Origin of the sequence: Streptomyces sp. NPDC048277 (assembly GCF_040652235.1) — a bacterium.
Lineage (GTDB): Bacteria > Actinomycetota > Actinomycetes > Streptomycetales > Streptomycetaceae > Streptomyces.
The window spans coordinates 309,783-335,911 of sequence record NZ_JBEZLQ010000008.1 but is presented as its reverse complement, the minus strand read 5'-3'; the positions used below and the strand labels follow the sequence as shown (position 1 = coordinate 335,911).

19 protein-coding genes and 2 pseudogenes are annotated in these 26,129 nt (G+C 71.7%); 12 read left to right on the top strand and 9 right to left on the bottom strand.

Annotated features, from left to right (window positions below; translation table 11 throughout):
- Positions 1 to 594: a dTDP-4-dehydrorhamnose 3,5-epimerase gene (gene rfbC, locus AB0D85_RS20315; protein WP_362321931.1), complete on the top strand. Its 594-nt coding sequence runs from the start codon at positions 1 to 3 to the stop codon at positions 592 to 594.
- 55 nt (positions 595 to 649) lie between these two features.
- Here the strand turns inward: rfbC and AB0D85_RS20310 are convergent, their stop codons facing one another.
- The 6 genes from AB0D85_RS20310 to AB0D85_RS20285 form a co-directional block, all read right to left on the bottom strand.
- On the bottom strand, positions 650 to 1,471 hold the full coding sequence (locus tag AB0D85_RS20310; protein ID WP_362321929.1) for a class I SAM-dependent methyltransferase: 822 nt from the start codon (positions 1,469 to 1,471) through the stop codon (positions 650 to 652).
- A 197-nt stretch (positions 1,472 to 1,668) separates the two neighbouring features.
- Positions 1,669 to 2,550: a dTDP-4-dehydrorhamnose reductase gene (gene rfbD / locus AB0D85_RS20305; protein ID WP_362321927.1), complete on the bottom strand. Its 882-nt coding sequence runs from the start codon at positions 2,548 to 2,550 to the stop codon at positions 1,669 to 1,671.
- Positions 2,550 to 3,548 (bottom strand): dTDP-glucose 4,6-dehydratase, encoded by a 999-nt coding sequence (gene rfbB, locus AB0D85_RS20300; protein WP_362321925.1) that lies wholly within the window; start codon positions 3,546 to 3,548, stop codon positions 2,550 to 2,552. Before rfbB ends, rfbD begins: the two co-directional genes overlap by 1 nt.
- A complete protein-coding gene (locus AB0D85_RS20295) occupies positions 3,545 to 4,612 on the bottom strand; it encodes a glucose-1-phosphate thymidylyltransferase (protein ID WP_362321923.1) in 1,068 nt (355 codons plus the stop codon). The genes rfbB and AB0D85_RS20295 overlap by 4 nt, the downstream gene beginning before the upstream one ends.
- Before the next feature lie 162 nt (positions 4,613 to 4,774).
- Positions 4,775 to 5,053 (bottom strand): hypothetical protein, encoded by a 279-nt coding sequence (locus AB0D85_RS20290; protein ID WP_362321921.1) that lies wholly within the window; start codon positions 5,051 to 5,053, stop codon positions 4,775 to 4,777.
- Between the two features lie 68 nt (positions 5,054 to 5,121).
- Positions 5,122 to 7,575, bottom strand: a complete 2,454-nt coding sequence (locus AB0D85_RS20285; protein WP_362321919.1) for a SpoIIE family protein phosphatase — start codon at positions 7,573 to 7,575, stop codon at positions 5,122 to 5,124.
- Between the two features lie 197 nt (positions 7,576 to 7,772).
- Between AB0D85_RS20285 and lanKC the strand changes: the two genes are divergently transcribed.
- The 4 genes and pseudogenes from lanKC to AB0D85_RS20265 all read left to right on the top strand — a co-directional run bounded on the left by lanKC (position 7,773) and on the right by AB0D85_RS20265 (position 13,980).
- Positions 7,773 to 10,283: a class III lanthionine synthetase LanKC gene (gene lanKC / locus AB0D85_RS20280; protein ID WP_362321917.1), complete on the top strand. Its 2,511-nt coding sequence runs from the start codon at positions 7,773 to 7,775 to the stop codon at positions 10,281 to 10,283.
- A pseudogene (locus AB0D85_RS20275) lies at positions 10,265 to 10,534 on the top strand (ABC transporter ATP-binding protein); the annotation flags it as partial. The gene lanKC and the pseudogene AB0D85_RS20275, both read left to right, overlap by 19 nt.
- A pseudogene (locus AB0D85_RS20270) lies at positions 10,531 to 11,182 on the top strand (ABC transporter ATP-binding protein); the annotation flags it as partial. The pseudogenes AB0D85_RS20275 and AB0D85_RS20270, both read left to right, overlap by 4 nt.
- Before the next feature lie 665 nt (positions 11,183 to 11,847).
- A complete protein-coding gene (locus AB0D85_RS20265; RefSeq protein WP_362321993.1) occupies positions 11,848 to 13,980 on the top strand; it encodes a GAF domain-containing SpoIIE family protein phosphatase in 2,133 nt (710 codons plus the stop codon).
- A gap of 82 nt (positions 13,981 to 14,062) precedes the next feature.
- Here the strand turns inward: AB0D85_RS20265 and AB0D85_RS20260 are convergent, their stop codons facing one another.
- On the bottom strand, positions 14,063 to 15,505 hold the full coding sequence (locus AB0D85_RS20260; RefSeq protein ID WP_362321915.1) for a S1 family peptidase: 1,443 nt from the start codon (positions 15,503 to 15,505) through the stop codon (positions 14,063 to 14,065).
- Positions 15,506 to 15,713: 208 nt separating this feature from the next.
- On the opposite strand from AB0D85_RS20260, the gene AB0D85_RS20255 reads away from it, so the two are divergent.
- From AB0D85_RS20255 to AB0D85_RS20235, 5 genes are all read left to right on the top strand, one after another.
- A complete protein-coding gene (locus tag AB0D85_RS20255; protein WP_362321913.1) occupies positions 15,714 to 16,127 on the top strand; it encodes a PaaI family thioesterase in 414 nt (137 codons plus the stop codon).
- A 505-nt stretch (positions 16,128 to 16,632) separates the two neighbouring features.
- Complete coding sequence (locus AB0D85_RS20250; protein WP_132894275.1) at positions 16,633 to 16,848, top strand: type A2 lantipeptide; 216 nt, start codon at positions 16,633 to 16,635, stop codon at positions 16,846 to 16,848.
- 100 nt (positions 16,849 to 16,948) lie between these two features.
- Positions 16,949 to 17,755 (top strand): HlyD family efflux transporter periplasmic adaptor subunit, encoded by an 807-nt coding sequence (locus AB0D85_RS20245; protein ID WP_362321910.1) that lies wholly within the window; start codon positions 16,949 to 16,951, stop codon positions 17,753 to 17,755.
- Positions 17,752 to 19,974 carry an NHLP family bacteriocin export ABC transporter peptidase/permease/ATPase subunit gene (locus AB0D85_RS20240; RefSeq protein WP_362321908.1) on the top strand — a complete coding sequence of 741 codons (2,223 nt, stop codon included), beginning with the start codon at positions 17,752 to 17,754 and terminating at the stop codon, positions 19,972 to 19,974. Before AB0D85_RS20245 ends, AB0D85_RS20240 begins: the two co-directional genes overlap by 4 nt.
- A gap of 1 nt (position 19,975) precedes the next feature.
- On the top strand, positions 19,976 to 22,801 hold the full coding sequence (locus AB0D85_RS20235) for an NHLP bacteriocin export ABC transporter permease/ATPase subunit (protein WP_362321906.1): 2,826 nt from the start codon (positions 19,976 to 19,978) through the stop codon (positions 22,799 to 22,801).
- Positions 22,802 to 22,811: 10 nt separating this feature from the next.
- On the opposite strand, the gene AB0D85_RS20230 is transcribed toward AB0D85_RS20235, so the two are convergent.
- Together AB0D85_RS20230 and AB0D85_RS20225 are read right to left on the bottom strand one after the other, a co-directional pair.
- On the bottom strand, positions 22,812 to 23,342 hold the full coding sequence (locus AB0D85_RS20230) for an SRPBCC family protein (RefSeq protein ID WP_362321904.1): 531 nt from the start codon (positions 23,340 to 23,342) through the stop codon (positions 22,812 to 22,814).
- A gap of 5 nt (positions 23,343 to 23,347) precedes the next feature.
- Positions 23,348 to 23,695 (bottom strand): metalloregulator ArsR/SmtB family transcription factor, encoded by a 348-nt coding sequence (locus AB0D85_RS20225; protein ID WP_362321901.1) that lies wholly within the window; start codon positions 23,693 to 23,695, stop codon positions 23,348 to 23,350.
- Positions 23,696 to 23,917: 222 nt separating this feature from the next.
- Between AB0D85_RS20225 and AB0D85_RS20220 the strand changes: the two genes are divergently transcribed.
- A complete protein-coding gene (locus AB0D85_RS20220; protein WP_362321899.1) occupies positions 23,918 to 25,423 on the top strand; it encodes an MFS transporter in 1,506 nt (501 codons plus the stop codon).
- 283 nt (positions 25,424 to 25,706) lie between these two features.
- Complete coding sequence (locus AB0D85_RS20215) at positions 25,707 to 26,090, top strand: STAS domain-containing protein (RefSeq protein ID WP_362321897.1); 384 nt, start codon at positions 25,707 to 25,709, stop codon at positions 26,088 to 26,090.
- The last annotated feature ends 39 nt before the right edge of the window (positions 26,091 to 26,129 follow it).

Sequence of the window (26,129 nt, the reverse complement as noted above, 5' to 3'; positions counted from 1 at the left end):
GTGCGACCGCTGAGCATCGAAGGCGCCTGGGTCCAGGAGCCCAAGGTCTTCCCAGACGACCGGGGCAGCTTCCACGAGTGGTTCAGGGCCGGTGAGTTCCGTGAGGCCCTCGGCTACGACCTCGATCTGGCGCAGGCCAACTGCTCGGTCTCCCGGCGGGGGGTGCTGCGCGGCATCCACTTCGCCGACGTGCCGCCGAGCCAGTCCAAGTACGTCAAGTGCGTACGCGGGGCCGTGCTGGACGTCATCGTGGACATCCGGGTGGGCTCCCCCACCTTCGGCCGGTGGGAGGCGGTGCGGCTCGACGACGAGAACCGGCACGCCGTGTTCCTGTCGGAGGGCCTCGGGCACGCGTTCATGGCGCTGACCGACGACGCCACGGTGGTGTACCTGTGCTCGTCCGGGTACGCGCCGGGCCGCGAGCACGGCATCAACCCGCTCGACCCCGAGCTCGGCATCGAGTGGCCCGAGGGCTTCGAGCCGGTCCTTTCGGAGAAGGACGCCGAGGCCCCGTCCCTGGCGGAGGCGGCGGCGTCCGGGCTGCTCCCCACGTACGCGGAGTGCGTGGCGTACTACGAGCAGCTGCGCGGCTGACCACGACCGAGGAGCCGGGCCCGGAGACCCGGGCCCGGCTCCTCGGTGAGCGGCGTCAGGACTTCGCGTAGCGCTGCTTCAGCGCGCTCCGCTTGTTGCTGCCCTCGGCATTCCGGCCCTTTTCGATGATCGCCAGGTTGTGGTAGAAGTGCACGCCGACGATATTGAGGTCGGTGTACGTCGGCTGGTAGTTCTCGGTCACGAATTCTTCGTAATTCAGCCCGTCCACCAGCCGCTTGAGCATCCCCATACTGGTGTGCGCGGCGTCGAGGTCCTCGCTGCCCTGCCATTCGGGCCAGTACGACGACTGGGTGTCCTCGACGATGTAGATGCCACCGTCCTTGAGACGGGGGAAGAGCGTGGCGAACGTCGTGAGGACATGCGGACTGCGGTGACTTCCGTCGTCGATGATGACGTCCAGATCACCGATCTTGTCGGCGATGGAGTTCAGGGACGAGGGGTCGGACTGGTCGCCGATGAACGTCGTGACGCGTTCCTCGTCGACGAATGACTTGTCCTGGATGTCCATTCCGAAAATCTGCGCCTTCGGGAAGAACTGCTTCCACATGCGCAGTGAAGCACCGCCCTGGCCTGGCCTGTTGTAGCCGCCGATGCCGATTTCCAGCAGGTTGAACGACTCGTTCTTCAGGTGCCCGAGATGGCGCTGGTAGTGCTGGGTGTAGCGATGTATTCCCCACTTGTCCGTCTTGAAGTGCTGCGCGAGTTTGTTGAGATCCCCGGAGATCGCGTCGAGTCCGGTCGGCTTGGCCGGACCCGACGGCTTGGCCGGCTGACTGGAGATGCGCCGCTTCAGCCGTCGCAGGATCCGCACATTCTTCTCACCCAGTACGGACTTCACGGTCGCTCGCATCGACATCGCGGAACAAATCCTTTCCCTACCCGGCTCACAAGACATTCAAAGCATCATCGTAGTGACGCGGGGCAATCCACAAGGGGCGAACACGGCGACAAGTGCAAAGGGATCGGCAGGCTCCGGTATATCGGGGATAAGCCGAGGGCGGCCGACGTGCCCGATGAGCCGTCGGCCGCCCTGTGCGGTCGGTGCGGAGTGCCCTATGCGGGCATCTCCTTGCGGATGAGCGGCAGCGCCTCGTGCAGGGCCTCCCGCCAGTCCCGCAGCGGTGCCAGGCCGACCTGGGACCACCGGTCGTGCCCGAGGGCGCTGTACGCGGGGCGGGGTGCCGGGCGGACGAACGCCTCGCTGGTGGTGGGGCGCACCCGCTCCGGGTCGGCGCCGAGCAGGCGGAAGACCTCCCGGGCCAGCTCGCACCAGGTGGCGGCGCCGGAGTTGGTGCCGTGGAAGACCCCGTGGGCGCTCTCGTCCCGGCCCAGCCGGGGGCCGAGGTCGGCGATCCGGGCGGCCAGGTCGGCGCTCCAGGTGGGCTGTCCGCGCTGGTCGTCGACGACGTCGAGGGTGTCCCGCCGGGACTCCAGCTCGATCATGGTTCGCACGAAATTCTTACCGTGGGTGCCGTACAGCCAGGCCGTGCGGACGACCGCGCTCGCGCCCGGGAGTTCCGTCAGGACCGCGTGCTCGCCGGCCAGCTTGGTGCGGCCGTAGGCGGTGCGCGGGGCGGTGGGGTGGTCCTCGGGGTACGGGCTGGTGCGGGCCTCGCCGTCGAAGACGTAGTCCGTGGAGACGTGCACGAGACGGGCGCCGTGCCGGGCGGCGGCGCGGGCCAGCAGGCGCGGGCCCTCGCCGTTGATCAGCAGGGCCCGCTCCTCGTCGGTCTCGGCGTCGTCCACGGCCGTGTACGCGGCACAGTTGACCACCAGGTCGGGCCGGTGCCCGGCCAGTGCCGACTCCACCGAGTCGGCGCCGGCGATGTCGAGGTCGGCGCGGCCGAGGGCCACGACCTCCTCACCCCGGCGGGTGAGCTCCTCGGTCACGTCATGGCCGAGCATCCCGCCCGCTCCGGCGACGAGCCACTTCATCAGTGCTTCCCCTGCTCCTTGCGCGACTCCAGGGCGGCGCGCTCCTTCAGCGGCTCCCACCAGTCGCGGTTGTCGCGGTACCAGGCGACGGTGTCGGCGAGGCCGGAGGTGAAGTCGTGCTTGGGGGTGTAGCCCAGCTCGTCGTGGATCTTGCTCCAGTCGACCGAGTAGCGCTGGTCGTGGCCCTTGCGGTCGGCGACCCGGTCCACCCGGTCCCAGTCGGCGCCGCAGGCCTCAAGCAGCAGGCCGGTGAGCTCCTTGTTGCTGAGCTCGGTGCCGCCGCCGATGTTGTAGACCTCGCCGGCCCGGCCGCCGGTGCGGACCAGGTCGATGCCCTGGCAGTGGTCCTCGACGTGCAGCCAGTCGCGGACGTTGCTGCCGTCGCCGTACAGGGGCACGTTCTTGCCGTCGAGGAGGTTGCTCACGAAGAGCGGGATGACCTTCTCGGGGAACTGGTGCGGCCCGTAGTTGTTGGAGCAGCGGGTGACGCGGACGTCCATCCCGTGGGTGCGGTGGAAGGCCAGCGCCAGCAGGTCCGAGGAGGCCTTGGAGGCGGAGTACGGCGAGTTCGGCTGGAGCGGGTGGGTCTCGGGCCAGGAGCCGGTCTCGATGGAGCCGTAGACCTCGTCGGTGGAGACGTGTACGAACGGGCCCACGTGGTGGCGCAGGGCCGCGTCGAGCAGGGTCTGGGTGCCGACCACGTTGGTGCGGACGAACGCGCCGGCCCCGTCGATGGAGCGGTCGACGTGCGACTCGGCGGCGAAGTGCACGACCTGGTCGGCCTCGGCCATGAGCTTGTCGACGAGCTCGGCGTCGCAGATGTCGCCCTGGACGAACGTCAGGCGCTCGTGCGACTCGGGCAGGTTCGTCAGCGTGCCCGCGTAGGTGAGCTTGTCCAGCACGGTGATGTGCGGCGCGTCGGGGCCGTCGGCGGCGAGCAGGCCGCGGACGTACGTGGAGCCGATGAAGCCGGCGGCGCCGGTGACGAGGAGATTCATGAACGGATCTGCACCTTGCTGTGGTCTCCGAGAACGAGGCGGTGGGCGCTGGGGGTACCGGGCGCGGGGGTCACCTCGACGTGCCGGCCGATCAGCGAGGACTCGATCCTGCCCACCCCGTCGATGGAGGAGTCCCGCAGCACAATCGAGAACTCCAGCTCACTGTCCGTGATCCGGCAGTTCTCGGCGATCGACGTGAAGGGGCCCACGTACGAGTCGCTGACGACGGTACCGGAACCGATCACCACCGGGCCGACGATCCGGGAACCCGTGACACGCGCGCCGGACTCGACGACCACCCGGCCGACGATCTGGCTGGCCTCGTCGACCTCGCCGTCGATGCGCGGCTCCTGGCTCTCCAGGACGGTCCGGTTGACCTCCAGCATGTCGACGACGTTGCCGGTGTCCTTCCAGTAGCCCTTGATCACCGTGGAGCGCACGTCGGCACGCTGGTCGATGAGGTGCTGGATGGCGTGGGTGATCTCCAGCTCGCCGCGCCAGGACGGCTTGATGGCGCGCACGGCGTCGTGGATGGCGGGCGTGAAGAGGTAGACGCCGACCAGGGCGAGGTCGCTCTTCGGCTCCTGGGGCTTCTCCTCCAGGCCGACCACCTGGCCGTCGGCGTCGAGCTCGGCGACGCCGAAGGCCCGCGGGTTGGGCACATGGGTGAGGAGGATCTGGGCGTCCGGGCGGGTCTCGCGGAACTCGTCGACCAGTCCGCTGATACCGCCGACGATGAAGTTGTCGCCGAGGTACATGACGAAGTCGTCGTCGCCCAGGAAATCCCGCGCGATGAGCACCGCGTGGGCGAGGCCCAGCGGGTGCTCCTGGGGGATGTAGGTGACGTTCAGGCCGAACTTCGCCCCGTCGCCGACCGCCTCCTCGATCTCCGCGGCGGTGTCGCCGACGATCATCCCGACCTCGGTGACGCCCGCGGCGGCAAGGGATTCGAGCCCGTAGAACAGCACGGGTTTGTTTGCCACCGGCACAAGCTGTTTCGCCGATGTATGGGTAATCGGCCGCAGCCGGGTTCCGGCACCGCCGGAGAGCACCAAAGCCTTCATTCACTACACCTTATAGGTGAACATCTGATTTAGACGTTCTTCTGTTCTCGCGATTGGTTACGCCAGTATGGCCCTGGTGCGGACGGCATGTGACCACGAGGTGCCCCGTACCGGCATCCCGCCCGTTTTGTCCGATGATTTCGGCGCTCGTACGGACGCGGTTCAGAAGTCCTCCGGCAGTGCCGCCGCGCGCTCCACCTCCGCCTCGACCTCGGACCGGGGACGGCGCTCGTCGCGGGCGTACTCGTTCACCGCGGTCAGCTCGTCGCGGGCCAGGTCGCGCCAGGCGCGCAGGGCGGTCTCGTAGGTCTCCGACTGGGCGCCGCCCGGTTCCTGCTGCTGGGCCGGCGGCCCGTAGGCGTCGCGCAGCTCCAGGACCTTGTCGTGCGCCGCGTCGGCCGCGCGGTGCTTCGCCACCAGCTCTTCGAAGGTGTGTGCCACGTCAAGACACTAAGAAGCCCCGGCCCGCCCCGCCCGCCGAGACACCCGCACGTGCACCCGTGTGGCGCTCACCCCTGCTCCCCGTCGAGGACCAGGTCCGCCCACACCTGCTTGCCGCCGCTGACCGGCACGGTCCCCCAGGCGGCCGACATCGCCTCGACGAGGAGGATGCCTCGTCCGCCCGTGGCCTCCCAGCCGATGTTGGGGGGTTTCACCGGGCTGCGCGGCGAGGCGTCGGCGACGGCGATCCGCAGCCGGTGGTCGACCAGGGTCAGATCGAGCCGGACCGGGCCGCCCGTGTGAATGAGGGCGTTGGTGACGAGTTCGGAGACGACCAGCAGCGCGGTGTCCATGGCGTCGTCGGTGACGTCCCAGGAGCGCAGGGTGCGCTTGCTGAAGCGGCGGGCGTGCCGGGCGGCCTCCGGGACCCGCCACACCGTCCAGCTCTCGCGCAGCGGCCGTACGGCCATGCCGTCGTAGCGCATCAGCAGCAGGGCGACGTCGTCGGCGCGGTGGGCGTTGCCGAGCAGGGCGTCGGCGACCAGGCCCAGGTGCGCGGGGTCGGAGACGGCGAGGTCGTGGGCGAAGCGTGCCATGCCGTCGTCGATGTCGGCGTCCGGGGACTCCACCAGGCCGTCGGTGGTCAGCGCCAGCAGGGTGCCGGGGCGGAGGCTGAGCTGGGTCATCGGGAAGTCGGCCTGGCCGAGGACGCCCAGCGGGGGGCCGCCCTCGGTCTCGGTGATCTCCGTGGCGCCGTCCGGGTGACGCAGGACCGGCGGCAGATGCCCGGCGCGGACGCACCAGGCGGTGCCGTCCTCCATGTCCACGTCGACGTAGCAGCAGGTGGCGAAGAGCTCGCCCTCCATGTCCATGAGGAGACGGTTGGCGTGCGAGACGACCACGTCGGGGGTGTGCCCCTCGGCCGCGTAGGCACGCAGCGCGGTGCGCATCTGGCCCATCAGGGTGGCGGCGGCCGCGCTGTGGCCCTGGACGTCGCCGATGACGAGGGCGACGTGGTTCTCGGGCAGCGGGATCACGTCGTACCAGTCGCCGCCGACCTCCAGGCCCGCGGTGGTGGGCAGATAGCGGGCGACGGCGACCGCGCCGGGCAGCGTGGGCAGCCGGCGGGGCAGCAGGGCGCGCTGGAGCATGCCGACGAGTTCGTGCTCGGCGTCGAAGGCGTGGGCGCGCATCAGGGCCTCGCCGGCGAGACCCGCGGAGGCGGTGAGCAGGGCGCGTTCATCGGGGGCGAAGTCGTGCGGACTGTCCCAGCCGATCAGACAGGCGCCGGCCATCCGGCCGCCGGCGGGCAGCGGGAGGATGGCGAGGCCGCCGGGGCCCACCTCGGCGAGGGCGGGTTCCAGGGCGGCCCGGGCGGGCCAGATCTGGGCGCGGCCCTCACGCAGGGCGGCCGCGAGGGTGGGCATGGAACGTACGGGCGCGTCGGGCCATTCGGTGCGCCATTCGCTGCGCCACAGCTCGGGCCAGGACTCGGAGTCGGGCGGGTCCAGGACGGTGACGACGAGGCGGTCGCCCTCCAGTTCCGCCAGCGCGATCCGGTCGGCCTTCAACGGCCCGCGCAGGGCGGTGACGACGGCCTGGCTGACGTCCTTGACCGTGAGGGCGGTGGCCAGGGCGGCGGCGAGCCGCTGCACGCGGGCCACGTCGGTGACGTCCGAGCGGAGCGTGGAGGCGTCGGCGACGGTGCCGGCCAGCCGGGCCGGGCGGCCCTCGCCCCCGGGCACCAGACGGCCGCGCAGCCGCAGCCATCTGGGTGCGCCCGAGGGCTGCAGGATCCGGAACTCCAGCTCGCGCTCGCCGATGGACATGTGGTCGGCCTCGACGACGGACATCAGCGCGGGCACGTCCTCGGGCACGGTACGGCCCAGCAGCGTCTCGACCTTGCCGTCGAACTCGTCCCGGCCCATGCCGAAGAGGTCCAGGATGCCGGTGCCGACCTCGATCCGGCCGGTGTCCATGGCGAGGCTGAACGCGTCGGCGGGCAGCTCACCGGTGTCGGAGGGGGTGGGGACCGGGGCGGGCAGGGCCGTCGCGTCGGCGACCAGGCGCAGACAGGCGCGGTCCTCGGGGCCGAACCCGTCGTCCCGCTCGCTCACGGCGATCAGGAGTCCGGCGCCGCCGGGCACCGGCAGCACGCCCAGCGAGAACTCCTGGGCGGGGGTCCGCCGCGCCTCCGGGCAGTCGGCCAGCTCGTCGGGGCCGAGCCAGACGGAGCGCCCGGTGCCGTACGCCTCGGCGGCCGGTGACCGGCCCACGGCCGGATAGGAGTCCCGCAGCCCGTACAGGGTGCGGGGCAGGCCCGCCGACTCGGCGAGGCAGAGCACGGTCCCGTCGTCCCCGGGCGTGTACACACCGGCGAACGCCGCGCCCGCGAACACCAGCGCCTGTTCGAGGACACGACGGAGTCGATCGGGTGCGCCGGGATCGCCCGTGAGCGTTTCGAGGGCGATTTCGGCGCGATCCGTTCTCGTTCCGCGTACCGCAGCGCCCTCACTGACCACGCCGCCATTACAGCGCTTATGGGGCGTCTGCGCAGCCCCTGTGACCGTTCCGTGGAGGTCGGCGGCCGGTGCGCTCGAAAGGAACCGAACATGTCTTGACCCGTGCGTTCCGCACGGCGATCTCATGACAGACATGACTGTCCGCGACCGTACGGCGCCTGCAAGTGTCGGTGGCCGGGCCACGGAGGGGGCGGCGGATGGACAGACGGTACGAGGTGTACGCGCTCGCCGACGGGCAGTTCTACGACACGCCCGACCGGCTCGGGGCCGCCGGACCGAAGGCGGAGCCGCTGTTCGCGACGGCGCGTCGCACGGTGCCGGAGGGCTGGCACACGACGCGGTCCGGCGACTGGCTGACGATGACTCCGCTCGGCACGGACGGGGCACCGCTGCCGTCGCCGGCCCAGGGCTGGAAGGTCCACTCCTCGGCGACCCGGGCGAACGCGGAGCGGATCGCGGCGGTCGTGTGGGACTACTGCGTGCCGCGTCGCATCCCGTTCAAGTTCGTGCCGGGACCGCATCTGCTGCACCTGCGCAACGCCAAGCACGCGGGCCGCGACACCAGCGGCAAGTTCGTCACGCTCTACCCGGCCGACGAGGACCGGTTGCAGGAGGTGCTGCGCGGACTGGGCGCGCTCCTGGAAGGTTTCGAGGGGCCGTACATCCTGACCGACCTGCGCTGGAACGACGGTCCGCTGTACGTCCGTTACGGCGCCTTCGCGCGCTCCTACGTGGTGGACGAGCGCGGTTCGCTGGTGACGGCGGTACGGGACGGCGCGGGGCGGCTGGTGCCGGACCGGCGGGCGCCCTCCTTCCAGGTCCCCGAATGGGTGACACTGCCGGAGTTCCTGCGGCCGCAGCTGGCAGCACGGGACGCCACGACGGTGGGCGAGCTGCCGTACCGGATCGAGAAGGCGCTGCACTTCTCCAACGGCGGCGGGGTGTACGCCGGGACCGACACCCGGGACGGGCGGCGGGTGGTGCTCAAGGAGGGGCGGCCGCACGCGGGGCTCGCGGCCGACGGCGCCGACGCCGTCGCCCGGCTCGCCCGGGAGAAGGCGGCCCTGGAGGCGGTGGCCGGCACCGGGGTGGTGCCCGGGGTGCGGGACTGGTTCACGCTCGGCGAGCACCGGTTCCTGGTGACGGACTTCCTGGACGGGCGCCCGCTCAACGCCTTCTTCGCCGAACGGCATCCGCTGCTGACCCCGGACCCGGATCCCGGGGCCGTGCGCGCCTACACGGAGTGGGCGCTGCGTATCCACCGCAAGGTGGCGGAGGCGGTCGCGGCGGTGCACGCGCGCGGGATCGTCTTCAACGACCTGCATGTCTTCAACATCATGGTGGCGCCGGACGAGGAGACGGTGTTCCTCATCGACTTCGAGGCGGCCGCCCCGGCCGAGGAGAACGGCCGTCAGATCGTCGCCCACCCGGGCTTCTTCGCCCCGCCCGACCGCAGAGGCGTCGAGGTCGACCGCTATGCGCTGGCCTGTCTGCGGCTCGCCCTCTTCCTGCCGGTGACCACGCTGTTCGTCGTCGACCGGGGCAAGGCGGCCCACCTCGCGGACGTGATCGCCGGTCAGTTCCCGGACGTGCCGCGCGCCTTCCTGGACGAGGCGGTCGCGGAGATCACCCGGGGCACCCCGGCCGCGCGGCCCGTCGTACCGGCGGACTGGCCGCACAGCCGGGACTCGATGGTCAAGGCGATCCTCGCGTCCGCCACCCCCGAGCGCGACGACCGTCTCTTCCCCGGCGACATCGCCCAGTTCGGCGGCGGCCTCGGCCTCGCGCACGGCGCGGCCGGGGTGCTGTACGCCCTGGACCAGGCCGGTGCCGGACGGTACGAGGAGGGCGAACGCTGGCTCCTCGACCGCACCGCACCGCCGCCGCCCGGCACCCCGCTCGGCCTCTACGACGGTCTCGCGGGCGTCGCCCACGTCCTGGCCGGACTCGGCCACCGGCAACGCGCCCTGGACCTGGCCGACGGCATCCTCCGGGAGAACTGGCGCGGTCTCTCCTCCGACCTGCACGGCGGACTGGCGGGGCTGGGCCTGGTCCTGGACTCCCTGGCCGACTCGACCGGTGAGCCGGAGCTGCGGGAGCGGGCCGCGGAGGCCGCCGAGATCCTCGTACGACGGCTCACCGAACCGCTCCCGGACACGCCCGGGCGCCGGGCCGGGCTGCTGCGGGGTGCGACCGGGCCCGCGCTGTTCCTGCTGCGGCGCTACGAACGGAGCGGCGAGGCACGGCTGTTGGCGGCGGCCGGCGAGGCGCTGCGCCGGGACCTGGACCGTTGTGTGGTGCGGAAGGGCGGCGGCCTGGAGGTCGACGACGGCCGGCGCACGCTGCCGTACCTCGGCGACGGCAGTGCGGGGATCGGGCTGGTCCTCGACGACTGGCTGGTGCACGGAACCGACGGGACCGGCGCCTTCGAGCGCGCCCGCGTCGCCGTCCTGACCGCCGCCACCTCACGCTTCTACGCCCAACCGGGCTTGTTCCAGGGCCGTGCCGGGATGATCCTGCACCTCGCCCGCACCGGCGCCGACCCCGAGCGGCTCGCCGCCCAGGTCGACGGGCTCGGCTGGTTCGCCATGGCCTACCAGGGCCAACTCGCCTTCCCCGGGCACCAGATGATGCGGCTCTCCATGGACCTCGCCACCGGAACCGCCGGATGTCTGCTGGCGCTGTCGGCCACCCCGGCCGGCTGCTGATCCTGGACGACGCCCTGTCCAGCCCGGACACGGTGACCGAACACCACATCGCCGAGTCCCTGCTGGCTCCGGGCCCCGGACCGACCCGCCTGGTCATCGTCCACCGCGCGACGACGGCGGCGCGCGCGGACGCGGTCGCCTGGCTGGACGGGGGGCGGGTGCGGGCGGTGGGGACGCATGCGGAGCTGTGGCGGGATCCGGAGTACCGGGCGGTGTTCGGGGCGTGGGCGGACGAGGGAGTGTCACCGTGATCCGCCACGTGCTCCGGCCCCGCCGAGCCGTACTGGCGCGCCTCGCGTGCTGGTCGCTGCTGGAGACCGGGCAGACCTTCCTCCTCGGGTACGCCCCGGCCCGCGCGCTCGACGCGGGATTCCTGGCCGGGGACGCCCGGACGGGGCTGCTGTGGCTCGCGGCGGCCGGGGGGCGGGGTGGTGGCCGGTGCGTACGGGACGCGGCGGGTGTACGGGGTGGTCGCCGACCTGGTCGAGCCGGTGCGGGACCGGCTGGTGGCCGGGGTGGTCGCGCGCGGGGTGCGGAAGGCGGACCGGGGAACGCTGTCCGGGCTGACCCAGCAGGTGGAGATCGCCCGGGACACCCTCGCCGGACTGGTGATGGTGTCCCGCTCGTTCGTGTTCACGGTGGCCGGTGCCCTCGCCGGGCTGTGTGCCCTCGCGCCACCGCTGCTGCTGGTCGTCCTGCCCCCGCTGCTCGCGGGCCTGGGCCTGTTCGCGGCGAGCCTGCGTCCGCTGGCCCGCGGGCAGGAAGCCCTGCTCGCCGCCGACGAGGCGCTCGCGGGGGAACTGGGCGAGGTGTGCCCGGGGCTGCGGGACGTCACGGCGGCGGGCGCCGAGGACCACGTCGGCGCGCGTGCCGGGGAGCGCGTGGCCGCCGAGTTCCGGATCGCCCGCACCAGCCGTTCCGGCGCGCCCTCCTTGTCGACGTAGCCCAGCGCCCCCGCCTCGGCCGCCCGTTTCAGCAGCCCGGGTCTGTTCGCACCGGCAAGCACGACCAGTCTCGGCGGCGGCGTGCCGGGGTCCGCCGGACGCAGGTCCGCCAGCGGTGGCACACCGTGGGTGCCGGAGCTGTCGAGGTCCGCCGCGCACACGTCCGGCCGTACCGCCCGGACCCGCCCCCGGGCGTTGTGCCACGGTGTGTCGTACACATGGAGCCCCGGTTCCCGGCGTAACCACTCCGCCAGGACCGATCTCACCAGACACGCGTCGTGCACCAGAAGTACCCGGATCACCGCCGCCCCCTCAGCCAGCCGTCCTTCGGTTCTTCGGTTCAAGGTGTGGAATGCGTGCCCCATTGTTGGCGTCCGGCACCGTTCGTGGGCGCGAAGTTCCGGCCATCAGGTTGCGCGGGGGCGCACGCCAGGTGCCCGCACGCTGTCGCGCGCTTCGACTGCGGGGGCATGTGCGGGGGCGAACGGGGTACCCGGAGGGCGCCCGGTGTGGGGGCTCGTGCCGCTCTCGCCGTGCGCCGGTCGCCGCCGCGAGGGAGCCTTGGTCCCGAGGGCGCGACGCGCGGCCGGACGAGGAGGTGGTCGGGCGTGTCCGACGCGATGGGGGCCCCTCCGGTGCCGGCGGCCGACGACGTCCGGGCCGGCCGGCCGGTGTTGTCGCTCGCGCTGGCCTCGATGATGGAGAAGGTCCACGCGCACTCCGGTGGGGTCTATCTGATGGCGGCCGGCGAGCCGGTCCTGGAGATGGCCGTGACGGCGGGGCTGCCCCGGGCCTTCGCGGCGCCCTGGGAGCGGGTCGGGCTGAGCGCGCCGATCCCGGTCGCCGAGGCGGTGCGTGGGCGCCGGCTGGTGTGGGTGGGCGGCGAGGAGGACATGGCGCGCCGGTATCCGCGGATCGCGGTGGTGCTGCCGTATCCGTTCGCGCTGGCCGCGCTGCCCGTGGCCACGGCGGACACCGTGTACGGGGCGGTGTACGTGACCTGGCCGGGGTCGCATCCGACAGTGCTGTCCGATCGGGAGCGGGAGGCGCTGACGTCGGCGTGCCGGCGGCTGGCAGTGCGGCTGGAGCGGGCCGCCCGGGAGAACCGTGCGCTGGGCGCCGAGCCGGACCTGGTGGCGGCGCCGGCGTCGGAGGTGGCCGGCACGCTGGGCACGGTGGAGGCTTCGCGGATGGTGGCGCGGCTGCCGTACGGGCTGGTCTCGCTCGATCTGCACGGGCGGGTCGCGTTCGCCAACGCGGCGGCGGCCGAGCTGCTCGGGGTCAAGGCCGGCGATCTGCTGGGCACCCAGCCGTGGGTCTCGGTGCCGTGGCTGAACGACCCGATGTACGAGGACCGCTACCGGGCGGCGCTGATCAGCCAGCATGTGACATCGTTCGTGGCGCTGAAGCCGCCGGGCGACTGGCTGTCGTTCCGGATGTATCCGAGCACGACGGGGCTGACCACGCGGATCAGCCGGGCGCGGGCGGTCGCCGAGATGGTGGGCGCGCTGCCGCGCGCCGACACGGCGCCCGTCCCCCGGCTGGTCACCATCTCGCAGGTGCTGAGCCTGTCCGGGGCGCTGACGGAGGCCGCCGGGGTGCAGGACGTGGTGCAGCTCGTGGCGGACGACGTCGCCCCGGCCGTCGGCAGCCAGGCCCTGGTGGTGCTCGGGTCGCGCGGCGGGCGCCTGCATGTGCTGGGGCATCGCGGGTACGAGGATCCGCAGGCCGTGGAGCGGTTCGACGGTCTTCCGCTGGCCGAACGGACGCCCGGCACCCATGTGCTGAACACCGGTGTGCCCGCGTTCTTCGAGTCCCGGCAGCAGCTGGACCGGCTGTACCCGGGCCGGAGCGACACCCCGGACGGGTTCGCCGCCTGGGCGTATCTGCCGCTGATCGCGTCGGGTCGGCCGGTGGGCACCTGTGTCCTCGCCTACGCCGAACCGCATGCCTTCCCCGCCGACGAACGCGCCGTGCTGACCAGCCTCGGCGGACTCATCGCGCAGGCGCTGGAACGGGCCCTGCTCTACGACGCGAAGAACCAGCTGGCGCACGGTCTGCAGGCGGCCCTGCTGCCGCACACGCTGGCCCCGCCGGCCGGCATCGAGGCGGCCGCGCGCTATCTGCCGGCCATGCACGGCATGGAGATCGGCGGCGACTTCTACGACCTGGTGCCGACCCGGCCGCTCGCCGCGGCGGTGATCGGGGACGTGCAGGGACACAACGTGACGGCGGCCGGGCTGATGGGGCAGATCCGTACCGGTGTACGGGCCTTCACGACCGTCGGGCAGGCGCCGGAGGAGGTGATGCGCAGCACCAACCGGCTGCTGATCGACTTCGGCGCGGATCTGTTCGCGAGCTGTCTGTATCTGCGGCTGGATCCGGAGCGGGGGCGGGCGGTGATGGCCCGGGCGGGGCATCCGCCGCCGCTGCTGAGGCGTCCGGACGGGCGGGTACGGGTGCTGGACCTGGCCGGCGGTCCGCTGCTGGGCATCGACGCGGAGGCGACGTATCCGACCACCGAGGTCGCGCTGACGCCGGGTTCGGTGCTCGCCCTCTACACCGACGGGCTGGTCGAATCCCCCGGCGTGGACATCGAGGACGCGTTGGTCGATCTCGGGGAACTGCTCGCGGAGAACGGCGACCAGCCCCTGGACAAGCTGGCCGACACGCTCGTGCGGCACAGTGCGGCGGCGCAGGAGCGTGTCGACGATGTGGCGGTGCTGTTGCTGCGGGCTCAGCCGGACGGCTGAACCCCGCGGGATGCGACTGGCCCGGCCCTCCCGCCGGAGGGCCGGGCCATCCACCGTCGGCCGGAACCGCTGGTAGGGCCGATCAGCGGTTCTTGTGGTGGGACGACGAGCCGTTCGCGTTCGCACCGGTGGCGGACTGGTCTCCCGTGCCCGTGCCGGTCTGGTCGCCGGTACCGGTCGCGTCACCGGTGCCGGCCCCGCTCTGGTCGCCTGCCGTCGCGGACGGGTCGGCCGCCGTCGCGGAGGGGTCGGCAGCCGTCGCGGACGGGTCGGCCGTGCCGCCGCCGATCTGGTCGCCGCCCGCGGCCGGGTCGCTGGCGGTGGCGGACGGGTCGGCCGTGGCACTGGCGTCGCCGGCGCCCGCGCCCGCGCCGCCGTTGCCGAGGGTCGCGCCGGTCGCCTGCAGCGCGGTGGTCACCGGCTGGAAGAAGGTCTCGCCGCCGGCGGTGCAGTCACCGCTGCCGCCGGAGGTCATGCCGACCGCGCCGCCGTCCTGGGTGAACAGCGAGCCGCCGCTGTCGCCGGCCTCGGCACACACGTTGGTCTGGATGAGACCGGTGACGGTGTCGGTGCCGCCGGGGACGGTCTCGCTGGCGAAGTTGACGGTGGCGTCGAGCCCGGTGACCTGGCCGTCGTGCAGACCGGTGGTGGAGCCCATCCGGAACACCGTGGTGCCGACGGTCGCGTCCTCGGCCTGGTTGATGGCGACGGTCTGGCCGTTGCCTATGTTGACCTCGCTCGGCGCCTGGGTGGTGGCGTCGTTGTACTTGACGAGCGAGAAGTCGCCGTTGCCGGGGAACTGGGCCTGGTCCACGGTGGCGATCGGCTGGCCGGTCTCCGAGTCGGACCAGTCCTTGGCCGCGACCCCGCAGTGACCGGCCGTCAGGAAGGCGGGGCTGCCGTCCGAGGCGGTGACGTTGAAGCCGAGGGAGCAGCGGACGCTGCCCTGGGCCACCTGGGAGAAGATCGCGTCGCCGCCGGAGACGAAGGTCTTGAAGCTGCCGGAGGTCTTCTTGAGGGTCGCCATGTTCGAGCCGAGGCTCTTCACCGTCGACTCCAGCGTGTCCCACTTGGTGCCGGTGACGGTGCTGTCGGCGCTGACCACGACCTTGTTGGTCTTCGGGTCGATGGCCCAGGCGGTGCCCGGGATGGTCGCCTTCGTCTTCAGCGTGGCGGCGGCGGCCTGGAGGTCCTTGGTGCTGTTGGCGACCTGGCGGACGACCGCGCCGGCCTTCTGCGCCTGGACGATCACGTTGTTGTCGCCGTTGATGACATTGACGACGAGCTCCTGCTTGCCGCTGTCGTAGTAGGACCCGGCGAAGGCCTGGCCGAGCAGGTCCTGGAGCTGTGACGCAAGATCCGAGGCCGCCGTGGCCTTCAGGGTCTTGGGAGCGGCGGCACTGGCATCGGTATTGCCGTCCTGGGACGCGTTGGCGTTCGGCAGCAGAAAGGCCGCAGCTCCGAGCGCCACCACACCGCCCGCCGCAATCGCGGCATTGCGCTTCGGAATTCGCTTGTGACTCAAACTTCTCGACCTCCAAGGGACGGAGTATCTGCCGTAGTAGGGCAGTCGTTCGTGAGCGGCGCCTGGATGGTCATAGGTACGGGCGGGTCACGTGGTGCGTTCAATTCCGGTTCCCAACTTCCTTGGACTGGCCAGAAATCGGCCACGACCTCGCGTGTCGCGGCGCGGCTGCGCGTGGCGCGCCGCGGGCCCGGGAACAATCGCCCATATGACGATGACCACCGCCGAAGCCGACAAGATCCTCTCCGCCAACTTCGCCCCCTGGGTGCTTGAGCTCGGGCTGGTGGTCGAGGCGGTGGGCGAGGACCGGGCGACACTGCGTCTGCCCTGGTCGGAGCGGTTGTCACGGGAGGGCGGCGGGCTGTCGGGGCAGGCCCTGATGGCGGCCGCCGACACGGCGACGGTGATCGCGGTCTCGGCGGCCCGGGGCGCCTTCGTACCGATGACGACGGTCCAGCAGTCGACGTCCTTCCAGCGCGCGGTGACCGGTTCGGATGTCCTGATCGAAGCGGTGCTGACCACAGTGGGCCGCCGGACGGTGTTCGCCGACATCACCATGCGCGACGGGGGTTCGGGCGCGCTCGCGGCCCGGGCGAGCACGGTCTACGCGCTCCTGGGATGAGGGTCCGCACCCCTGAACCGACACGGTTCGCAATCGATCAGTAACGGTCCGTTGCGATCACGGACCGGAATCCTTGCTTCAGGGAATCTGCACATCCAATACCCAACCAAGTCACCGGAAGCGGCGGATCTGCACAACCGCACGCCCCCTGCCGCGCCTTTGGCGCGGAGTGCCGGATTCGCCACCGGGAGGGCAACCCTCGCCGCTGCGGCGAAGTCGTGCGGCTTGTGAAGGAGTGGGCGACAAGGCGTGCGCACGCCTGCACGGATGAGCCCTTCCGAGGCTCAAGTGCCCAGGTGAAACGCCTGGTTGATTGGATGCGCGGACCGCGGCCGTGCTTTGATCCATCGCACCGCAGGGGCCGCGAAGGGCTCCCGGAAACGGGCGTCCGGCGCCCGCGGTTGCGGCCATCCGCTCGTCCCCACAGGGCCGTAGTTTCGTCCCGAAGGGCCGTAGGGGGGCCGTTCTCCCCCTTGTGAATATCCATATGAAGGGAAGTTCCATCATGAACTCCACCCCCCAGGTTGAGACCGTCGAGATCTCCGACGCCGAGCTCGACAACGTCTCCGGCGGCCTGTCCGTGAACGCTCTCGGCACCGTCACCGGCCTGGTGGACGGCGTTGCCCCGGTTTCCGGCCTGGTCAACACGGTTGTCGGCACCGTCGAGGGTGTCACCGGCCTGAACACCCAGCCGGTCACCAACCTGGTCGCCGGTCTCTGATCGCACCTCGTTGCCGCTGAGTCCCGGAGCCGGATCCCGGCCCCGGGGCTCTCGGGCGTTCTGAAACACCCGTGTCTCTCCCCTAGGTGAGGGAAGTTCCGTGCAGTTCCGCCAACAGGCCCTCGCCAAGCTCCAGTCGCCGGAGGAGCTCGATCTCCCCGTGCGGTTCGCCCGTCCGCAGGGCTGGCTCGCGCTGTCCGTCTCGGTCGTCGTGATGGCGGCGGCCTCGGTGTGGGCGGTGACCGGTTCGGTCGCGTCCACGGTGAGCGCGCAGGCCATCCTCACCCACGGGCAGGGCAGTTACATCCTGCAGAGCCCGGTCGCCGGGCAGGTCACGGCGGTCCTCGCCGAGCAGGGCGAACGGCTGCCGGCGAACTCCCCCGTCCTGAAGGTCCGCACCAGCCAGGGCGACTCGGTCGTGCGCACGGTCGCCGCCGGGCGGATCAGCGCGCTCGCCGCGACCATCGGGCAGATCATCCAGACCGGCGCGAACGTCGCCGCCGTGGAGAAGATCGCCCACACCTCGGACCCGCTGTACGCGACGGTCTACGTCCCCGCCGAGAACGCCTCCTCCATACCGGCCGACGCCCAGGTCGACCTGACCGTGTCGTCGGTGTCGACCCAGGAGTACGGCGTGCTGCGCGGCCATGTGAAGTCGGTGGACCGCTCCGCGCAGTCGGCCCAGTCCATCGCCGCGTTCCTCGGGGACAGCCAGCTGGGCGAGCAGTTCAGCAAGAAGGGGCGCCCGGTGGCCGTACTGGTCCGGCTGGACACGTCGAGGAGGACGAAGAGCGGCTACAAGTGGTCCTCGGCCGACGGGCCGCCGTTCAGGCTCGACTCCATGACCCTGGCCTCGGGTGCGATCCGGCTGGCCGACCAGCGACCCGTCGATTGGCTGCTCCCGTGACCACCGCCCAGGAAACCCGCGGCCGCCGGCGCGCCGCCCCGCCCAAGCGGCCGGTCCCCAAGGGCCGCGGGGGCACGGTCCGCACACCCACCGTGCTCCAGATGGAGGCCGTCGAGTGCGGCGCCGCCTCCCTCTCCATGGTCCTCGGCCACTACGGCCGGCATGTCCCGCTGGAGGAGCTGCGCATCGCCTGCGGGGTCTCCCGGGACGGCTCCCGTGCGAGCAACCTCCTGAAAGCGGCCCGCAGTTACGGCCTCACGGCCAAGGGCATGCAGATGGACCTGGCGGCCCTCGCCGACGTCCAGGCCCCGGCCATCCTGTTCTGGGAGTTCAACCACTACGTCGTCTACGACGGCATGGGCCGCCGCTTCGGCCGCCGGGGCGTCTACATCAACGATCCCGCCAAGGGCCGCCGGTTCGTGCCCATGGAGGAGTTCGACGGCAGCTTCACCGGTGTCGTGCTGGTCCTGGAGCCGGGTGACGGTTTCGAGAAGGGCGGCCGGCGCCCCGGCATCCTCGGTGCCATGCCGGCCCGGCTGCGCGGCACGGCGGGCACCATGCCGGCGGCGGTGCTGGCCAGCCTGCTGCTGGTGGTCGTGGGCGCGGCGCTGCCCGCGCTCAGCCGCCAGTACATCGACCTGTTCCTCATCGGCGGCCAGACCTCCCTGCTCACCGTGCTGTTCGCCGCGATGGGCACCTGTGTCCTGCTCACCCTGGTGCTGACCTGGCTGCAGCAGGCGAACCTGCTGCACGGCCGGATCGTCTCCTCCACCCTGTCCAGCGCCCGCTTCCTGCGCCATCTGCTGCGGCTGCCGGTCACCTTCTTCTCCCAGCGCAGCCCGGCCGACCTGGTCCAGCGCCTCCAGTCCAACGACCAGGTCGCCGAGACCCTGGCCCGCGACCTCGCGGCGGCCGGCGTGGACGCGGTGGTCGTCGTGCTCTACGCCGTTCTCCTCTACACCTACGACCAGCAGCTCACCTTCCTCGGGATCGGTGTGGCGCTGCTGAACATCGTGGCGATGCGGTTCGTCGTACGGCTGCGCGCGACCCGGACGGCCAAGCTGCGCGCGGACACCGCCCGGCTCACCAACACCTCCTACACCGGCCTGCAGTTGATCGAGACGATGAAGGCGACCGGTGGCGAGGACGGCTACTTCCGCAGGTGGGCAGGGCAGCACGCGGCCACCCTGGAGGAGCAGCAGCGGCTCGGGGTGCCGAGCGCCTGGCTGGGCGTGGTGGCGCCGACGCTCGCGACCCTCAACAGCGCGCTGATCCTGTGGATCGGCGGTATGCGGGCGGTCGAAGGGGGTATCTCGGTCGGTCTCCTTGTCGCCTTCCAGTCCCTGGTCACCCGTTTCACCGCCCCGCTGACCCGGCTCAACGGGGTCGCGGGCCGGATCCAGGACTTCGCGGCCGACGTGGCCCGTCTCAAGGACGTGGAGAACTTCCAGGCGGACCCGATCTACGCCCGCCCCGGCGCGGGCGAGTCGACCCGGCGGCTGCAGGGCCATGTGGAGCTGGAGAACATCTCCTTCGGCTACAGCCCGCTGGACAAGCCGCTGCTCACCGGCTTCGACCTGACGGTCGGTCCGGGACGGCAGGTGGCGCTGGTGGGCGGCTCGGGCAGCGGCAAGTCCACGGTCTCCCGGCTGATCTCGGGTCTGTACGCCCCCTGGGAGGGCGTGATCCGCATCGACGGACAGCGCCTGGAGGACATCCCGCGCGGCGCGCTGGCCGCCTCCGTCTCCTTCGTCGACCAGGACGTCTTCCTCTTCGAGGGCTCGGTGCGCGACAACGTGGCGCTGTGGGACCCCTCGATCCCGGACGAGGCCGTGGTGGAGGCGCTGCGGGACGCGGCCCTGTACGACGTGGTGACGCGCCGGCCCGGTGGCATCCACAGCAAGGTCGAGCAGGACGGCCGCAACTTCTCCGGCGGCCAGCGCCAACGCCTGGAGATCGCGCGGGCGTTGGTGCGCCGGCCGAGCATCCTGGTCCTCGACGAGGTGACCAGCGCCCTGGACGCGGAGACCGAGCTGACCGTCATGGACAACCTGCGCCGGCGCGGCTGTGCCTGCGTGGTGATCGCGCACCGGCTGAGCACGGTCCGCGACAGCGACGAGATCGTCGTGCTCCAGCACGGGACGGTCGTGGAGCGCGGCCGGCACGACGAGTTGGTGGCACATGGCGGGGCGTACGCCGCGCTGGTCAGGGAGCGATGAGATGACGACCGTAGACGGAGGCGACCTCGTTCTCGGCGCCCTCGGCTCGCTGGGCACCCGGATCGACTGCACCGGCTTCACCCGCCTCGACCTCGAAGGCCCGCAGGTGCTGTGGCTGGTGGCGTCCGGCGCCCTGGACCTGTTCGCGGTGGACGCCGAACAGCAGGGCCACTGGCACCACCTGGGCCGGCTGGAAGCGGGTTCCCTGCTCCTCGGTCCGGTGGCGGGTCCCCAACACACCCTGGTGGCACGCCCGTTGCGCGACTGCGTGGTCCACCGCATCGGCCTGCGCGAGCTGTACCAGCCGGCCGCCACCCAGACCTGGTCCTACGACGAGTACGGCAACCCCCAGTACGTCCCGCCGACGACGAGCCCCCTGGAGTACGCGCTCGCGCTCGGTGTCGGCCGTGGCCTGTCCATCCTCTTCCAGGCGCCGATGACCGCCGGCGAGCGCGCCGCGGCCCCGACCGACGACGAGGTCTTCTGGATGCAGGTGCCGCCGGGCAGCGTCCAGTACGGCTCGCTGTACGGCGCGGAGGCGGCCGCCGACCTGCTGATGGACCCCGGCGTCTGGCAGAGCATGGTCGACCAGGAGTACCGGCTGCTCACCACGCTGGACCGGTGGATCGAGCAGCTGGAGCGCACCCACGAGACCCGTACGGCGGCCGGCATCAAGGCCGGTGAGGCGGTCCGTGCCCAGGCCGACCGGACCCTCCTCGCCTCCATCGGCAAGGCGGCCAAGCGCACCACGGCCGCCGACGCCGACGCCTCCTACGCGGCCTGCAGGCTGGTCGCCCAGGCGGCGGGCATCACCCTCGCCGAGCCCGCGCAGAGCGGCGCGGGACCAGCCGGGAGTGACCGCATCGACCCGATCGAGCTGGTGGCGCTGGCCTCCCGGGTGCGCACCCGGGCGGTACGGCTCGACGGCCACTGGTGGCGGGACAACGTCGGCCCGCTGGTCGGGCACCGTGCCCTGTCCGGTGCTCCCGTCGCGCTGCTGTGGCGGCGCGGCGGCTATGTGGCCGTCCATCCGGCGACCGGCCGGGAGACGCCGATCGAGAAGGCGAACGCGGAGGAGTTCGAGCCGCGCGCGGTGATGTTCTACCGGCCGCTGCCCGACAAGGCGCTCAGCCCGCTGGGCCTGCTCCGGTTCAGTCTGCAGGGCACCCGAGGTGACCTGGGCAGTCTGCTGCTTGCCGGGCTGGTGACCGTCGCGATCGGCTCGCTGGTGCCGATCGCGACCGGCAAGGTGCTGGGCGAGTACGTGCCGAAGGCCCAGACGAACCTGATCGTGCAGGTCTGCCTGGCGGTGATGATCAGCGCGTTGGTGTCGGCCGCGTTCACGCTCCTGGAGAATCTGACCATCCTGCGTCTGGAGGGCCGTATCGAGGCGACCCTGCAACCGGCCGTCTGGGACCGGCTGCTGCGGCTGCCGACGAAGTTCTTCACCCAGCGCTCGACCGGTGAGCTGGCGAGCGCGGCGATGGGCATCAGCGCGATCCGCCGGCTGCTCGCGGGCGTCGGCCCGGTGGTCGCCCAGTCGGTGACCGTCGGGGCGATGAACCTGGGCCTGCTGTTCTGGTACAGCGTCCCGATGGCGTTCGCGGCGCTCGGCATGCTCGTCGTCATCGCCGCGCTGTTCCTGGGGCTCGGACTGTGGCAGGTGCGCTGGCAGCGCAAGCTGGTTGTGCTCGGCAACAAGCTGAACAACCAGGCCTTCCAGACTCTGCGGGGCCTGCCGAAACTGCGGGTGGCGGCGGCCGAGAACTACGCGTACGCGGCCTGGGCGGGCGAGTTCGCGCACAGCCGGGAGCTCCAGCAGAAGGTGGGCCGGATCAAGAACCTCACCACGGTGCTGGGTTCGGTCTACCTGCCGGTCTGCACCCTGCTGATGTTCATGCTGCTCGCGGGCCCGGCGAAGGGCGCGATGGACGCGGCGGCCTTCCTCACCTTCAACACGTCGGTGACGATGCTGCTCACCGCGGTCACGTCACTGACCGGTTCCTTCGTGTCGGCGGTGGCCGCGCTGCCGCTCTTCGAGGAGATCAAGCCGGTCCTGGAGGCCGCGCCCGAGGTGCGCACGGCCAGCACCCGCCCCGGCCCGCTCTCCGGAGCGGTCGAGGCCCGCCGCCTCTCCTTCCGCTACGCGGACGACGGCCCCCTCGTCCTCGACGACGTCTCCTTCGAGATCCGGCCGGGCGAGTTCGTGGCGATCGTCGGCCCGAGCGGCTGCGGCAAGTCCACCCTGCTGCGGCTGCTGATCGGCTTCGACAAGCCGGTGTCGGGGAGCGTGCTGTACGACGGCCAGGACCTGGGCGCCCTGGACCAGTCGGCGGTCCGGCGCCAGTGCGGGGTGGTGCTCCAGCACGCGCAGCCGTTCAACGGCTCGATCCTGGACGTCATCTGCGGCACCGAGCCGTACACCCCCGAAGAGGCGATGGCGGCGGCCGAGATGGCCGGCCTCGCGGAGGACATCAAGCGGATGCCGATGGGGCTGCACACGATCGTCGCCGGGAGCGGCGCGATCTCGGGCGGTCAGCGGCAGCGGCTCATGATCGCGCAGGCGCTGATCCGCCGCCCGCGCATCCTGTTCTTCGACGAGGCGACGAGTGCGCTCGACAACGACACCCAGCGCACGGTCATCGAGAGCACCCGCAAGCTGAACGCCACCCGGATCGTCATCGCCCACCGGCTGTCGACGGTCATGGACGCCGACCGGGTCGTCGTGATGGAGGACGGCAAGGTCGCCCAGCAGGGCCCGCCGGCCCAGCTGCTCGCCGACACCGGCGGACGGCTGCACGAGCTGGTGCGGCGGCAGCTGGCGTGAGCGGTCGGTCTCAGGTGTCGAGGCCCGGGACGGGTGCGCCGGAGGGCAGGCCGGCGTCGAGGTAGCCCTGGTAGTACTCCTTCCAGGGCGCGCCGACCCCGGCGTGGGGGCCCTCGAAGCGTTCGCCGCGGGCCTTGGCGTCGAGGGCGGCGAGGCAGACCTCCCAGCCCGCGCTGTTGCGGGCGGCGGTGTTCTGCTCGCTCAGGACATGGGTGAGGGTGAAGCGGGTGCGGTCCGCACCGTCCGGTGCGAGGTCGAAGCGGATCTCGTCGCCGCCCCAGTCGAAGGCGAGGCTGCTGGGCGGGTCGACGGTCAGGACGGTGCCGTACGACTCGGGCATGTTCGGGTCGCCGGTGAACTTGATCGCGCCGCCGGGGCGCAGGTCGATCTCGGCGCGGGAGGGAAACCACCCGGCGAGTTCGTCGGGGTCCGTGACGAAGTGCCAGACGCGGTCGATCGGATGACCGTAGAGACGGCTGAAGCGGACGGCCGGGCGGCCGTCGTCGAGGGTGACGTAGGTGCCGGTGAGGTCGGCGGGCATGGGGATCAGTCCTTGGGCTTCGAAGGGGGTTCTTCCGGGTCGTCCGCCGTCTCGTCGAGTCGGCGCCCCAGGACGTCCAGGCTGCGGTTCCACAGCCGGCGGTAGGGGGCCAGCCAGGCGTCGAGCTCGGCGATCGGGGCCGGGTCGAGGGCGTAGACACGGCGCTGGGCGTCCTGCCGCACCCGGACCAGACCGGCCTCCCGCAGCACCTTGAGGTGCTTGGAGGTGCTCGGCTGGCTGAGGCCGCAAGCGTCCACGATCTCTCCGACGGGCCGGGGGCGCGTCAGGAGAAGGCCGACTATGGCCCTTCGGTGGGGGTCGGCCAGGGCGCTCCAGAGCGCGTCTTCGGACATGGATCCAATATGCCCGCACAGTTATATTCCCGTCAAGGAATACATCAATGACACAGGCACCCCCGCGCCCCACCCCCTCCCCCAGCGAAACGTTGCCGTTTCGCTCGAAGTGGTCTACGCTCCGATGTGTACGAAACCGTTTCGTTCGCGGCTCCATCGGAACCGCCGCTCCGGAGCGGCTACTTGATAAATCCCGAACGACTTCCCTGGAGTGGTTCCCCCATGTCCGAGAAGACCCTGACCGACGACGTGCGCGTCGGTGCCGTGACGGCACCGCCGGCCGACTCCTCCTCGAAGCGGTGGTGGATCCTCGCGGTCGTCGCCGTCGCCCAGCTCATGGTGGTGCTCGACGCCACCATCGTGAACATCGCCCTCCCGTCCGCCCAGGCCGACCTCGGGTTCTCCGACGGCAACCGGCAGTGGATCGTCACCGCGTACGCCCTCGCCTTCGCGTCCCTGCTGCTGCTCGGCGGCCGGATAGCGGACCTGTTCGGCCGCAAGACCGCCTTCCTCGTCGGCGTCGTCGGCTTCGCCGCCGTCTCGGCGCTGGGCGGCGCCGCGAACGGCTTCGGCATGCTGGTCACCGCGCGCGCCCTGCAGGGTGCCTTCGGCGCGCTGCTCGCACCGGCCGCGCTCTCCCTGCTCAACACCACGTTCACGGACGCCAAGGAGCGTGCGCGGGCGTTCAGTGTCTACGGCGCCATCGCGGGTGCCGGCGGCGCGGTCGGTCTGCTGCTCGGCGGTGTCCTGACCGACGCCTTCGACTGGCGCTGGACCCTGTATGTGAACGTCGCGATCGCCGTCGTCGCCTTCGCGGGCGGCATGGCGCTGCTGCACAACCACCGTGACGCCGAGAACTCCAAGCTGGACGTGCCGGGCACGGTGCTGGTCGCCTCCGGTCTGTTCGCCCTGGTCTACGGCTTCTCCAACGCCGAGACGCACGACTGGGGTTCGCCGCTGACCTGGGGCTTCCTGATCGCGGGCGGCCTGCTCCTGGCCGCCTTCGCCTGGTGGCAGACCAAGACCTCGCACCCGCTGCTGCCGCTCGGCATCCTGCTGGACCGCAGCCGGGGCGCGTCCTTCCTCGCCGTCCTGATCTCCGCCGGCGGCATGTTCGGCGTGTTCCTCTTCCTCACCTACTACCTCCAGCTGAACCTGGGCTTCAGCCCGACCAAGACCGGTGTGTCGTTCCTGCCGATGGTCGCCGCGCTGATGGTCGCCGCGCAGCTCGGCACCACGGTCCTGCTGCCGCGGGTCGGTCCGAAGGTGCTCGTGCCGCTGGGCTTCGCGATCGCCGCGGCCGGCATGGCCTGGCTCACCGGCATCGGCATCGGCTCCAGCTACACGAGCGCGGTGCTCCCCCAGGTGATCATCGTCGGCTTCGGTCTCGGCCTGGTCATGCCGGTGACCATGCAGCTCGCCACGGGCGGGGTGACGGCCGACGAGGCGGGTGTCGCCTCCGCGACGGTCAACGCGATGCAGCAGGTGGGCGGTTCCATCGGCACGGCGCTGCTCAACACGCTGGCCGCGAGCGCGGCGACCGACTACCTGGCCGGGCGGGACGCGACCAGCAAGCTGGTGCAGGCGCAGGCGACGATCGAGAGCTACACCACCGCGTTCTGGTGGTCGGCCGGGTTGTTCGCGGCGGGCGCGGTGATCGCGTTCCTGCTGTTCCGGCCGGGCGTGCCGGAGCAGGACGCCGGCGCGGCGCCGGTCGTGCACATGTAGTCGCCTGAGAGCCGCAGGGACTGAGAGGTCACCGTCAGCAGGGAGACGGTGACCTCTCGCCGTTGTGGTCTGCGGGTGGGCGGGGGCTGGTCGCGCCCACGCGGCGGTAGCCGCGAGTCGAAACAGCCCCGCGCCTTCGACGGGGGCGCTTCAAGTCAAGCCATTTGGGCAACATTCACCCTGTCGAGTGAACCTGATCTTGCGCCGCGCGTGCCAGGGATGGCGGGCGCTCCCAGCGGGTAACAACCGGGCCCGTACGCGCCCCATGCCAGGTGGAGCCAAGATGACGCCGGAAGCCGTTGACCCTGGGCTGCCCGCCGCCAACTCGTGTGCGCGCACCCATCGCTGCGGGTCGTACATCGTCGTCGAGGTCTTCGGCGAAGTGGACATCGCCACCGGGGAGTTGCTCGCCGAGCATCTGCTCGCCGCCACCGCCGGGGCCGAGCCCGATGTGCTCGTCGATCTGCGGCGGCTGGACTTTCTCGACTGCTCGGGACTACGGGTGCTGTGCCGGGCCGAGGCGCGGGCCAAGGAGCGGGGCGGGCGGCTGCGGCTGGTGTGCGAAGGGCCCCGGATTCCCCGGCTGCTCAGGGCCTCGGGGTTATCGGGGCGTTTTCCGCCGCTCCCCGGGTTTCCCCGGGACGGGAGCGCCGGGGAGCGGCGGTGATGGCAGGGGTCGGCGGGCGGCCCCACTCCGCCCGTCCGG

What these genes read in the sequence shown, in the direction of transcription:
- rfbD (WP_362321927.1), bottom strand. Translation starts at nt 2,550, where the DNA reads ATGAAGTGGCTCGTCGCCGGAGCGGGCGGGATGCTCGGCCATGACGTG.
- AB0D85_RS20250 (WP_132894275.1), top strand. Translation starts at nt 16,633, where the DNA reads ATGAACTCCACCCCCCAGGTTGAGACCGTCGAGATCTCCGACGCCGAG.
- lanKC (WP_362321917.1), top strand. Translation starts at nt 7,773, where the DNA reads ATGGACAGACGGTACGAGGTGTACGCGCTCGCCGACGGGCAGTTCTAC.
- AB0D85_RS20295 (WP_362321923.1), bottom strand. Translation starts at nt 4,612, where the DNA reads ATGAAGGCTTTGGTGCTCTCCGGCGGTGCCGGAACCCGGCTGCGGCCG.
- AB0D85_RS20230 (WP_362321904.1), bottom strand. Translation starts at nt 23,342, where the DNA reads ATGCCCGCCGACCTCACCGGCACCTACGTCACCCTCGACGACGGCCGC.
- AB0D85_RS20255 (WP_362321913.1), top strand. Translation starts at nt 15,714, where the DNA reads ATGACGATGACCACCGCCGAAGCCGACAAGATCCTCTCCGCCAACTTC.
- AB0D85_RS20235 (WP_362321906.1), top strand. Translation starts at nt 19,976, where the DNA reads ATGACGACCGTAGACGGAGGCGACCTCGTTCTCGGCGCCCTCGGCTCG.
- AB0D85_RS20265 (WP_362321993.1), top strand. Translation starts at nt 11,848, where the DNA reads ATGGGGGCCCCTCCGGTGCCGGCGGCCGACGACGTCCGGGCCGGCCGG.
- AB0D85_RS20220 (WP_362321899.1), top strand. Translation starts at nt 23,918, where the DNA reads ATGTCCGAGAAGACCCTGACCGACGACGTGCGCGTCGGTGCCGTGACG.
- rfbB (WP_362321925.1), bottom strand. Translation starts at nt 3,548, where the DNA reads ATGAATCTCCTCGTCACCGGCGCCGCCGGCTTCATCGGCTCCACGTAC.
- AB0D85_RS20310 (WP_362321929.1), bottom strand. Translation starts at nt 1,471, where the DNA reads ATGTCGATGCGAGCGACCGTGAAGTCCGTACTGGGTGAGAAGAATGTG.
- AB0D85_RS20225 (WP_362321901.1), bottom strand. Translation starts at nt 23,695, where the DNA reads ATGTCCGAAGACGCGCTCTGGAGCGCCCTGGCCGACCCCCACCGAAGG.
- AB0D85_RS20215 (WP_362321897.1), top strand. Translation starts at nt 25,707, where the DNA reads ATGACGCCGGAAGCCGTTGACCCTGGGCTGCCCGCCGCCAACTCGTGT.